This window comes from uncultured Virgibacillus sp. (assembly GCF_947495635.1).
GTDB lineage: Bacteria > Bacillota > Bacilli > Bacillales > Amphibacillaceae > Virgibacillus > Virgibacillus salarius.
In genome coordinates this window covers 1-10,079 of record NZ_CANMAB010000129.1, presented here as the reverse complement: position 1 = coordinate 10,079, position 10,079 = coordinate 1, and the positions used below count along the sequence as shown (strand labels likewise).

Annotated in this window: 14 protein-coding genes; 13 read left to right on the top strand and 1 reads right to left on the bottom strand. The window is 36.7% G+C overall.

Annotated elements, in window-relative coordinates:
* Positions 1-419 precede the first annotated feature (419 nt).
* The 5 genes from Q1A47_RS18745 to Q1A47_RS18725 all read left to right on the top strand — a co-directional run bounded on the left by Q1A47_RS18745 (position 420) and on the right by Q1A47_RS18725 (position 2,481).
* Entirely contained in the window at positions 420-641 is a 222-nt protein-coding gene (locus Q1A47_RS18745) for a hypothetical protein (protein ID WP_026679597.1), read from the top strand.
* On the top strand, positions 614-793 hold the full coding sequence (locus Q1A47_RS18740; protein WP_299632677.1) for an aminotransferase class V-fold PLP-dependent enzyme: 180 nt from the start codon (positions 614-616) through the stop codon (positions 791-793). The genes Q1A47_RS18745 and Q1A47_RS18740 overlap by 28 nt, the downstream gene beginning before the upstream one ends.
* A 9-nt stretch (positions 794-802) precedes the next feature.
* Complete coding sequence (locus Q1A47_RS18735) at positions 803-949, top strand: hypothetical protein (RefSeq protein WP_161629254.1); 147 nt, start codon at positions 803-805, stop codon at positions 947-949.
* A gap of 111 nt (positions 950-1,060) precedes the next feature.
* A complete protein-coding gene (locus Q1A47_RS18730; protein WP_026679598.1) occupies positions 1,061-1,765 on the top strand; it encodes a DUF554 domain-containing protein in 705 nt (234 codons plus the stop codon).
* A gap of 500 nt (positions 1,766-2,265) precedes the next feature.
* The gene (locus Q1A47_RS18725; RefSeq protein ID WP_121603973.1) at positions 2,266-2,481 is read left to right on the top strand and encodes a hypothetical protein; all 216 of its coding nucleotides are present in this window, start codon (positions 2,266-2,268) and stop codon (positions 2,479-2,481) included.
* 318 nt (positions 2,482-2,799) lie between these two features.
* Here the strand turns inward: Q1A47_RS18725 and yyaC are convergent, their stop codons facing one another.
* Positions 2,800-3,420: a spore protease YyaC gene (gene yyaC / locus Q1A47_RS18720; RefSeq protein ID WP_121604237.1), complete on the bottom strand. Its 621-nt coding sequence runs from the start codon at positions 3,418-3,420 to the stop codon at positions 2,800-2,802.
* Between the two features lie 87 nt (positions 3,421-3,507).
* On the opposite strand from yyaC, the gene Q1A47_RS18715 reads away from it, so the two are divergent.
* From Q1A47_RS18715 to Q1A47_RS18680, 8 genes are all read left to right on the top strand, one after another.
* Complete coding sequence (locus tag Q1A47_RS18715) at positions 3,508-4,533, top strand: membrane protein (RefSeq protein ID WP_026681847.1); 1,026 nt, start codon at positions 3,508-3,510, stop codon at positions 4,531-4,533.
* Positions 4,534-4,558: 25 nt separating this feature from the next.
* Entirely contained in the window at positions 4,559-5,566 is a 1,008-nt protein-coding gene (locus Q1A47_RS18710) for a mechanosensitive ion channel family protein (RefSeq protein ID WP_121604236.1), read from the top strand.
* Positions 5,567-5,606: 40 nt separating this feature from the next.
* Complete coding sequence (locus tag Q1A47_RS18705) at positions 5,607-5,804, top strand: DUF951 domain-containing protein (RefSeq protein ID WP_026681845.1); 198 nt, start codon at positions 5,607-5,609, stop codon at positions 5,802-5,804.
* A 212-nt stretch (positions 5,805-6,016) separates the two neighbouring features.
* Positions 6,017-7,117 (top strand): redox-regulated ATPase YchF, encoded by a 1,101-nt coding sequence (ychF, locus tag Q1A47_RS18700; protein WP_026681844.1) that lies wholly within the window; start codon positions 6,017-6,019, stop codon positions 7,115-7,117.
* Between the two features lie 203 nt (positions 7,118-7,320).
* The gene (gene rpsF, locus Q1A47_RS18695) at positions 7,321-7,611 is read left to right on the top strand and encodes a 30S ribosomal protein S6 (protein WP_026681843.1); all 291 of its coding nucleotides are present in this window, start codon (positions 7,321-7,323) and stop codon (positions 7,609-7,611) included.
* Positions 7,612-7,626: 15 nt separating this feature from the next.
* Entirely contained in the window at positions 7,627-8,091 is a 465-nt protein-coding gene (gene ssb, locus Q1A47_RS18690) for a single-stranded DNA-binding protein (protein WP_026681842.1), read from the top strand.
* Positions 8,092-8,111: 20 nt separating this feature from the next.
* Positions 8,112-8,342, top strand: a complete 231-nt coding sequence (gene rpsR, locus Q1A47_RS18685) for a 30S ribosomal protein S18 (protein ID WP_026681841.1) — start codon at positions 8,112-8,114, stop codon at positions 8,340-8,342.
* Positions 8,343-8,980: 638 nt separating this feature from the next.
* Entirely contained in the window at positions 8,981-9,814 is an 834-nt protein-coding gene (locus Q1A47_RS18680; RefSeq protein WP_026681840.1) for a mechanosensitive ion channel family protein, read from the top strand.
* The last annotated feature ends 265 nt before the right edge of the window (positions 9,815-10,079 follow it).

Here is a 10,079-nt window from a genome sequence, read left to right as displayed (position 1 = left end):
AAAAAAGTTAGCTGAAGGACAAACCCCACGGAAAGGGAAGTGGGCAGCCGGAGTGGTGGTCAAGCAGTAGCTATTATGGAATAATAGCTACTAGAGGGAGCGTAAATCTGAGCATTTAGTGATAAGGACTGAGCGAATTTTGCTCAGTTTTTCTAATAGTCTAGGAAATTATAAAATTAGCCTATGTGGATAAATAGAGGTGTGGTGAGCCGCGCCCAGATCCAGCGCCCAGAAACTAGGCGAGTTCACGAATCGCCCTAATCTAAGTCATTATTGGCTCGCAAGCACACTGTGATTCCTTTAGCTCCGTTGACTTGTTTCATTCGCTACGTTTCTAATCGGTGCTTGTACTTTTGTTCTATACACGTATAAATTAATGAGCTTCAGCTTATAGTCTAAATAGAATTGGCGGATAGATCATGATATATTTTGATCAAGCTGCTTCATCTTATCCGAAACCACCAGTAGTTATCGAGGCGATGATGAGGGTAATGAATGAAATAGGTGCGATCCCCAAAAGAGGGGGCATACTATGGTACAAGGGTGAATTAAAACCACTTATTCATGGGGGGATGGGAAGCCATTCAGAGGAAGTATTGCAACCAAACGGATGGTGGAAGTATATGAAAGTGGTACGTTGAATACGCTAGCGATAGCTGGTTTACTTGCTGCTTTAAGTTTATTTGAAAAACAAGTAGAGGAGTTTGTTTCACGTGAAACATTATTAACGCAAATGCTTGTGAATGAGCTCCAAGCAATTTCTGGTGTTACGTGCTATAGGATAGATAAATGATCTCTGCCAATGATAGCATTTAATAGTAAAGATATATCTTCACATGAAATTGCTACGATACTGGATGCACATTATCAGATCGCATTACGAGCTTGTCTACAATGTAGTTCACTAATGCATGAAATGTTGCAAACCAGCGAACAAGGTGCTGTATGAGTAAGTCTTTCGAGAAGCAATACATAAGAAGAAATAACTCCATTTATAAAAGCAATGAGAGACATTGCAAGCATCTATTAAATTAATTCAATTATTGGGGATGATGAGGTCATGGCATTATATGGAACTATCATCAATGGCGTATTAATCATCATTGGTAGTTTGTTTGGTTTACTCTTTACAAAAATTCCTGAACGGTATAAAGAAACAGTTATGCAAGGAATTGGATTGGCGGTTATGATTATTGGGGTTCAAATGGCACTTTCCACAGAGTTAATTATCATTGTATTACTCAGCTTACTTACAGGGGCAATTCTAGGAGAACTATTGAATCTAGAAGTAAGATTAAATAGTCTGGGAACATGGATAGGAAGTAAATTCACGACGAAAAGCAGTGATTTTAGCGTATCCCAAGGTTTTGTCACTGCATCACTAATTTTTGTAATAGGTGCCATGTCGGTAATTGGTGCTTTAGATAGTGGAATTCGTGGTGATCATGAAGTATTAATTACAAAAGGAATTCTTGATGGATTTGTAGCGCTCGTATTAACGACAACTTTAGGGTTTGGGGTTATCCTATCGGTTATCCCGGTTGTTTTATATCAAGGTAGTATTGCCTTATTAGCTACACAAATAGAACAAATCCTTCCAGAAAGTTTTCTGAATGGCATGATAACAGAGCTAACTGCAGTAGGTGGAGTACTAATTCTTGCGATTGGCTTCAATCTACTAAAAATCACATCTATTCGAATCGGAAATCTATTGCCAGCTATTATTACAGTAGGTTTTATATATTATATATATCAATTATTCTAAATGAGGGGGTAACTTTCGTATATGGAAATATACATAGGCTGGTTATTAGCAGTAATTGTTACTATTTTAATATAGTTGTTATAATTCAACGCATCCGCTCAAGGATACATGATAAGTATAAAAAACTATCAGAATTAGAAGAACGCATTAAAAAGCTGGAAAAAGATAATAACTAGTAGATAGGGAAACAGCGATCACAGCATGAGTATCGCTGTTTTTTGTTGATTAAGATTGTGTATAACAGAGTAAGTCGTTTCATAGATGCCGACGAGACCTACGATTATGATTATGATAAGTCAACAGTGAATCGCTGTGGCTATTTGTGTTTCCTTTACCTCATGCGAAGTGGTTCGGTTCCTACGTTGCAAAGTGGATTTTCGGCTCGCGCTAATCCCGCAGGAGTCTACGTAATTAGTCTCCGCTATGAGAAGGTGCAACAATTCTTGTCATAAGTAATAGGTTGACTTTTTTTACAATGGGTAAAGTGAAAATCGCTATCCGTGAGTATAAAAGCAGCTGTGTTACTTCATGCTAGCGTTGTAGAGCCTGATAATAGCGAAGGCCGGCCACTTCAACTCCTGTGGGAAATGTTTGACCTGAAGATCCACTTTTTTGAGCGGGTTTTGCTAAAAAAGTTAGCTGAAGGACAAACCCCACGGAAAGGGAAGTGGGCAGCCGGAGTGGTGGTCAAGCAAGCAGTAGCTATTATTCCATAATAGCTACTAGAGGAAGCGTAAATCTGAGCATTTAGTGATAAGGACTGAGCGAATTTTGCTCCGTTTCTCTAATAGTTTAGGAAATCAAGGTAATTATAAAATTTGCCCATGTCAATAAATAGGAGCGTGTTGAGCCGTGTCCAGCTCCAATGCCAACGCCTATAAACTAGGGACTTCATGGACGATAAGTCATCATCGGCTCGCAACCGCACCGTGATTTCTTTATAGCATTTGACTCGCTCCAGTCGCTACGATTTTTAATCGAGCGCTTGTGCTTTTGTTCTATGCATGTACACACCATCGAATCACTTCAATAATCTAATTAGGTATTGTAGGATTGGCGACTTGAATGACAACTGCAGGAGAATGGTGCTGATAAATTAATCGCTGATCAAGCTGTTCTAATAAGTCCGCTGTTTTACTAGCCATTCGCATCACTAAGCTTAATCTAGTGTTTTGCAGAACAGAATACTCCATAAACCCACTAACATTAACAACACCTGTAAGGTGAATATCACCAACTTCAGGCAGGGGCTTATTAAAGGCTGCTCCAGGTTTTATTGGCCCTGTACCAGTAATAAGGTGTCCAATGGACGTGTGTTTCCCTAAACAGGCATCTATTGCGATTACAAAAGGATTGTGATGATTGCTATAAATATCCTGTAAATAGTCATGTATATTGGTGGCATGAACGGGTTCATCTAGTGTACCATAGATCGATAAATGTTTAATTTTTTTCTCAGCTAGTAGTGTACCAGTTAATGGACCTAAAGAGTCTCCCGTAGAACGATCCGTACCAATACATACCACTACATAATCACGTGGCGAGTGCGGCATCCAGGAAATAATTTTCTCACGCATAACGTGTAAAAAATTAGGTTCTGTATGTAGCATACGGAAATTTTCATTTCTCCGGCCTAATCTGCTTTTTAAATTCATAGCTTATCCTCCAAATACATATTGGTATAGTATACGGAAATTTTTTGAAATCTATACATCGATTCTTAAATTATTGGAGGAACTTACATGCTGCGTGCGGGTATGAAATGGATGTTTTTAATTATTGGAACAACAATAGGAGCTGGATATGCTTCTGGGAGGGAATTGTGGCAATTTTTTGGTCATGAAAGTGGACTAGCTATTTGTTTATTTGGCCTATTTTTTTCGATTTGTTGTATAGTGATAATGACCATAAGCTTTGAACGACAATCGACGCATTATTTACCAGTGCTACGTGAAATTGTCGGTGAGAAACTTACTGTAATATATGATGTCATGATATTTATTTATCTTTTTACAACAACCGTAATTATGATTGCTGGAAGTGGGGCAACTTCTCAAGCGTTTAATTTTCCCTATTGGTGGGGTATAAGTATTATAATTATTGCGCTTATTATTTTATTTATGAAGGGAATAAATGGGCTACTTTCTATGAATCAATTTATATTACCATTATTATTGACAGGACTGCTATTTGTATTATTATGGTTTACCATTGATCAACAACTTGATTTATTTTCACATTGGGATGAGCAGCGTAATTGGACAGCCGCATTTCCATTTACTGCGTTAAATATTCTTCCGCTAATTGCGGTCTTGGGGGCAATTGGGAACAAAGTAAAGTCCAAGCAGGAGATATGGATAGCAAGTGTTGGTAGTGGATTAATACTTGGTGTTATCTCGTTTATTTATAATAATAGCTTAATTCAAATAGCGGATGAATTACTGTTATATGAGATTCCCTTATTTGCAATTTTAAAGCACTACCCGTTCGAAATGCTAATACTGATGAGTATTCTATTATGGTTTGCTATTTTTACAACCGCAGCTTCTGGAATTTTGGGTATCGTAACGCGTATAAAGGAGTATATAAAAAAACCATTATGGTTGATTGTTTCTGTTACCTTGGTTACAATGATTCCATTAACAGCACTAGGTTTCTCGACATTAATAAACTATTTGTACCCCATATATGGCATACTAAATTTATACGTTTTAACGCGACTATTATTATTTCCGGTATGGGATAAATTAGAAAATAAAAAAACATAGGTATTTACAGCAGGAGGAGGTACATATGGATAAGGAAGAAGTTAGCAAGGAAATAAATAATTTTAGTGATGAGTTATCTAAGTTTTGGGATTATATAACTGGGGCAGATTTTTGGCTAGCGATAGGGTTAGGTGTACTTCGAATTCTAGTAATTTTACTACTAGCTTATATAATTGTCCGAGTCACCCGTAAGGTAGTCGATCGTTTATTTAAACGAAGAGAGAATGGCCCAATTCGAATTACAGAACGACGAGAAAATACCTTAAAAAAATTAATTAAAAGTACGATAACCTATGTTGTATACTTTATTGCGTTCATCATGATACTTGATAATGTATTAGGTTTTCAGGTTGGAGCGTTACTAGCTGGTGCTGGTGTTGCAGGACTAGCTATTGGTTTTGGTGCACAGAATCTTGTTAGAGATATCATTTCAGGATTTTTCATTATTTTTGAAGACCAATTCTCAGTAGGGGATTATGTTGGAGTAGCTGGTATCGAAGGAACAGTTGAAGAAATTGGTCTACGAACTACAAAAGTATTGAGTTGGACAGGTGAAATGCATATCTTACCAAACGGAAATGTTACTCAGGTTATAAATTACTCTATTCATAATGGTCTAGCTATTGTTGATATTAACGTTCCATATGAAAGCAGTGTAGATGATGCGGAGAAGATTATTAATGATGTGGCAGTAACGTTACCTGATAAGTATGACTTTCTAGTCGGTGTTCCAGAGATTATCGGTGTGCAAAATTTAGAAGCTTCATACTTTGTTATACGAGTAATTGCAGATACGCTGCCAGGCTTTCAATGGGCAGGCGAAAGAAATATTCGTAAAGAAATGCAGGATAAGCTGTATAAAGCAGGTATTGAAATCCCTGCACCACGAATTGTTATGTATTCTCGTGAACAAAAAGATAACATTCTCAACCGTGATAAATCACAACTGCAACAAACGCAGACAAATAGAAACCAATTAAATTATGAAGAATCAGGGAATAGTCAAACGGAACAAACACCTGAGCGAGAATAATAAATAGTAGTTATAATGAGATAAAAAGGAGAAAAACAAGATGGAAGGAAAAGAGTTTGCGTTAAATGATGTCGTCATGATGAAAAAGCCGCATCCATGTGGGGAAAATCGCTGGAAAATTATTCGCATGGGTATGGATATTCGAATTAAATGTCTAGGCTGTGATCATAGTGTGATGATACCGCGAAGACAATTCACTAAAAAAATGAAAAAAGTGCTAGAAAAAGCAGAAGAATAAAAGTAGTTAAAATAGACTATGACACCTAGAAAATGTTACAATGGTAGCAGACAGACAGAAATATTTACAACGTGATAGGGTAAAACGCAAAAGTAGGCATGTTTCTATGCCTATTTTTGTTTTTTGTCAGCTTGTCATTTGTCTAGCAAATATCTATAATTAGAATGACAAACGCGTTTATATGAATGGAATCCTTAAGGAGTGAAAGTTGAATGTCTCTAACAGCAGGAATTGTCGGTCTTCCAAATGTGGGTAAATCAACATTATTTAATGCTATTACACAAGCAGGGGCAGAAGCAGCGAATTATCCATTCGCTACAATTGATCCTAATGTCGGAATAGTGGAAGTACCAGACAATCGCTTAAATAAATTAACAGAATTAGTAAAACCAAAAAAAACAGTACCTACAGCATTTGAATTTACGGATATTGCTGGTATTGTGAAGGGAGCTAGTAAAGGCGAAGGATTAGGAAACCAATTTTTATCCCACATTCGTCAAGTTGATGCGATTTGCCAAGTGGTACGTTGTTTTCAAGATGATAACATCACGCATGTATCTGGAAGAATTGATCCTATTGATGATATTGAAATCATTAACTTGGAACTAATTCTTGCTGATTTGGAAACAGTTAACAAACGTTTTCAACGTGTAGAAAAATTGGCTAGACAGAAAGATAAGGCAGCTGTTGCAGAGTATGATATACTAGTCAAAATTAAAGCTGGTTTAGAAGAAGAAAAGCCTGTACGTGCACTAGATTTTACAGAAGAACAATATAAAGTGGTAAAAGGTCTACATCTATTAACTAGTAAACCGACACTCTATGTAGCAAATGTGAGTGAAGAAGAGGTTGCCGATCCTGATACAAACGAGAACGTACAAAAGGTTAAAGACTATGCCGCAAAGGAAAACGCCGAGGTTATCGTTGTATGTGCCAAGATTGAAGAAGAAATTGCTGAGCTTGATGTCGAAGAAAAGGAAATGTTTCTTGAAGATCTAGGAATAGCTGAATCAGGGTTAGATAAATTAATCAAAGCTTCCTATCATTTATTAGGCTTAGCTACTTACTTTACAGCAGGAGAACAGGAGGTCCGTGCATGGACATTCCAAAAAGGAATTAAAGCCCCTCAAGCAGCTGGAATTATTCATACAGATTTTGAACGAGGATTTATTCGCGCTGAAACGGTATCATATGATGATCTTGTAGAAGCAGGAACAATGTCACAGGCAAAAGAGAATGGAAAAGTGCGGTTAGAAGGTAAAGACTATGTTGTAAAAGATGGAGATGTCATTCATTTTCGCTTTAATGTATAGTCAGGAAATAACCGCTAAGGACGAATATTATATATGTATAATGTATTGAAGGATCTCTCGAAGGCTTGTTATTTACAATATGATTTGGTATAATACACTATTGTGAGTAATTATAATTTACGATTACTCCTTGCTCCTATTGCGGGAGGCAATAATGCTGATCAATATTTAGGAGCCGCTAAGACCAAAAGGAGGTGTTACGGATGAGAAAATATGAAATCATGTACATCATCCGCCCAGATATGGAAGAGGAAGCGCAGACAGCTTTAATTGAGCGTTTCAATGGAATTCTAACTGATAATGGCGCGGAGATTGAAAAGGTTGATGAAAAAGGTAAGAAGCGTCTTGCTTATGAAATCAATGACTACCGTGATGGATATTATGTAATCATTAACTTCAGTGCTGATGAACAAGCGATTAACGAATTTGATCGCCTAGCGAAGTTCTCTGATGATATTATTCGTCATATTGCAGTTCGAGAAGATGATCAATAATAAGGAGTGGTTCTGATGTTAAATCGTGTCGTTCTTGTCGGCAGGTTAACGAAGGATCCTGATTTACGTTATACACCAAGTGGAGTAGCTGTAGCTAACTTTACACTTGCAGTAAACCGTCCATTCTCTAATCAACAGGGGAACCGTGAAGCCGACTTCATTAATTGTGTTGTTTGGCGTAGACCAGCAGAGAACCTAGCGAACTTCATGAAAAAGGGAAGTATGGTTGGGGTTGATGGTCGTGTGCAAACGCGTAGATTTGAAGGTCAGGATGGGAAAACTGTTTTTGTTACAGAAATTGTTGCAGACAGCGTACAATTCTTAGAATCTAAAGGCACCTCTCAAGGTGGAGGACAGGATACATCAGGATTCCAACCAAATAGAAACCAGAACCAATTTGAACCAAATAGAAACCAAGAGGACCCATTTAAAAATAATGGAGAGCCTATCGATATATCAGATGATGATTTACCATTTTAAAATGAAAAGGAGGGTTATTTATGGCAGCTCGTCGCGGACGTGCAAAGCGTCGTAAAGTGTGTTTCTTCACTGCAAATGGAATTACACACATTGATTACAAAGACGTGGATTTGCTAAAACGTTTCATCTCTGAGCGCGGGAAAATTCTTCCTCGTCGTGTAACAGGAACTTCAGCAAAATACCAACGTAAGCTTACAAAAGCAATCAAACGTGCTCGCACAATGGCTTTATTGCCATATGTAGCTGAGTAATAAATAGTTATTAAAGGCATTATAGGCTAAGACCTATGATGCCTTTTTATTATTATATGTACATATGAAGGAATGGTGGTATATATGCTTCCTATTGAATCATTGTCATCCACTTACGTTAGCGAATTTCTTATAATGATTTGATAGACTTATCATATAGCTAACTCTATATTAACGCTTTCGTATATTTAATAATCTATCTAGGAGGTTTATGATTAATAAAATTGGGGAAGAGAATAGTAACTCCTTCTTTTTCTAGAAGCAAGATTCAGGTCTCTAGATTAACTATCTTATTCAACTAAAGGGATATAGCCAACCAAATTTGGTTGGCTATACCCCTTTAAAAGGGTGGTATTTGGTAAGCAGATTTTTTATAGAGCGTTATTAAGGGATTATTGATTGCATTACCATTTTCAGACAGTTCCTCAGAGCATATAGCTATGAGGAACTGATACCATATAAGAAAGATACGATCGTTTAATATTTTACATATTGGATTTGCGATAGTAATGGATTGGTGAACAATGGAAAATGAAATAGGTTAAATTTCGAAAACAACTCCATCAAAAACTATTTTGTGCTTTTTTACAGATGAAATTTTTGTTATAATCATAACTCGCAAAGGAGTCGATTTTAAAATGAAATGGTTGGAAAACATCGAATGGGAAGAAGTTATTTTAGATGTTGGTATTATACTCATTCAATTAGTCGCGATTCTGATTGCTTTCCTGATTACTCGTGCCATTGGAAAAAAACTAATTCAATCTTCTTTCTCAAAGGTACAGACTAAAAAGAAGATGTCTGTTGGTAGAACACAAACATTACAAGCATTAGCAATTAGTTTTTTTTCATATGTTCTCATTTTTATCACCTTGGTAATAGTGCTTGGTATATTTGGAATTAATGCTGCAGGGTTAATTGCCGGAGCAGGTATTATCGGATTAGCAATTGGCTTTGGTGCTCAAGGTCTGGTAAGTGATGTCGTAACTGGTTTTTTCTTATTACTGGAAAAACAACTAGATGTTGGCGATTATGTAACGACAGCAGGATACGGTGGTATTGTCGAAGAAGTAGGTTTACGAACAACCCAAATTCGAAGCTTTGACGGGACTTTGAATTTTATCCCTAATAGAGAGATTAGTTCACTAAGTAATCATTCTCGTGGTAATATGAGAGCTCTCGTTGACATTGGTATCTCTTATGATGATAATATTGACCATGCCATGACAGTCCTTCAAGAGGTCTGTGACAAGATAAAGCAAGAGAATGAGACAATTGTAGAAGGACCAGATGTGTTAGGTGTTCAAACAATCGGTGATTCTGATATTACACTTCGGGTTATTGCAAAAACAGAAAATATGGAACAGTGGGCAGTTGAAAGACAGCTTCGTAAAGCAATTAAAGAAGCATTTGATCAAAATAACATTGATATACCTTTCCCACATCAAGTGTATATTGAAAAACAAGCATAATAGGAGTTATACGTTATCTTGTATATTCATTTAGTTTGATAACGGTTTTACTATGAGAAAAATAATATATTAATACGTGCTGTAACCTCAAGCGTTTAGAGCAAAGCTCTTCAAGAGGTTACTCACGTTCATGTGAAAAACGTAATCACCTTATGCTTATTGCTAGGCATGGGGTGATAACTTTTTTTATAAGTTAAGAAAGTATAAAATCAGTGCAATGACTGCGTTAAGCGAAGTAGTTATTTTGAAATGTTTGATGTATATT

Bases quoted from the DNA above. Each gene is read 5' to 3' on its own strand.
- Q1A47_RS18745 (WP_026679597.1), top strand. From the start codon at position 420: ATGATATATTTTGATCAAGCTGCTTCATCTTATCCGAAACCACCAGTA.
- Q1A47_RS18735 (WP_161629254.1), top strand. From the start codon at position 803: ATGATAGCATTTAATAGTAAAGATATATCTTCACATGAAATTGCTACG.
- Q1A47_RS18730 (WP_026679598.1), top strand. From the start codon at position 1,061: ATGGCATTATATGGAACTATCATCAATGGCGTATTAATCATCATTGGT.
- yyaC (WP_121604237.1), bottom strand. From the start codon at position 3,420: ATGAATTTAAAAAGCAGATTAGGCCGGAGAAATGAAAATTTCCGTATG.
- Q1A47_RS18715 (WP_026681847.1), top strand. From the start codon at position 3,508: ATGCTGCGTGCGGGTATGAAATGGATGTTTTTAATTATTGGAACAACA.
- Q1A47_RS18710 (WP_121604236.1), top strand. From the start codon at position 4,559: ATGGATAAGGAAGAAGTTAGCAAGGAAATAAATAATTTTAGTGATGAG.
- Q1A47_RS18705 (WP_026681845.1), top strand. From the start codon at position 5,607: ATGGAAGGAAAAGAGTTTGCGTTAAATGATGTCGTCATGATGAAAAAG.
- ychF (WP_026681844.1), top strand. From the start codon at position 6,017: ATGTCTCTAACAGCAGGAATTGTCGGTCTTCCAAATGTGGGTAAATCA.
- rpsF (WP_026681843.1), top strand. From the start codon at position 7,321: ATGAGAAAATATGAAATCATGTACATCATCCGCCCAGATATGGAAGAG.
- ssb (WP_026681842.1), top strand. From the start codon at position 7,627: ATGTTAAATCGTGTCGTTCTTGTCGGCAGGTTAACGAAGGATCCTGAT.
- rpsR (WP_026681841.1), top strand. From the start codon at position 8,112: ATGGCAGCTCGTCGCGGACGTGCAAAGCGTCGTAAAGTGTGTTTCTTC.
- Q1A47_RS18680 (WP_026681840.1), top strand. From the start codon at position 8,981: ATGAAATGGTTGGAAAACATCGAATGGGAAGAAGTTATTTTAGATGTT.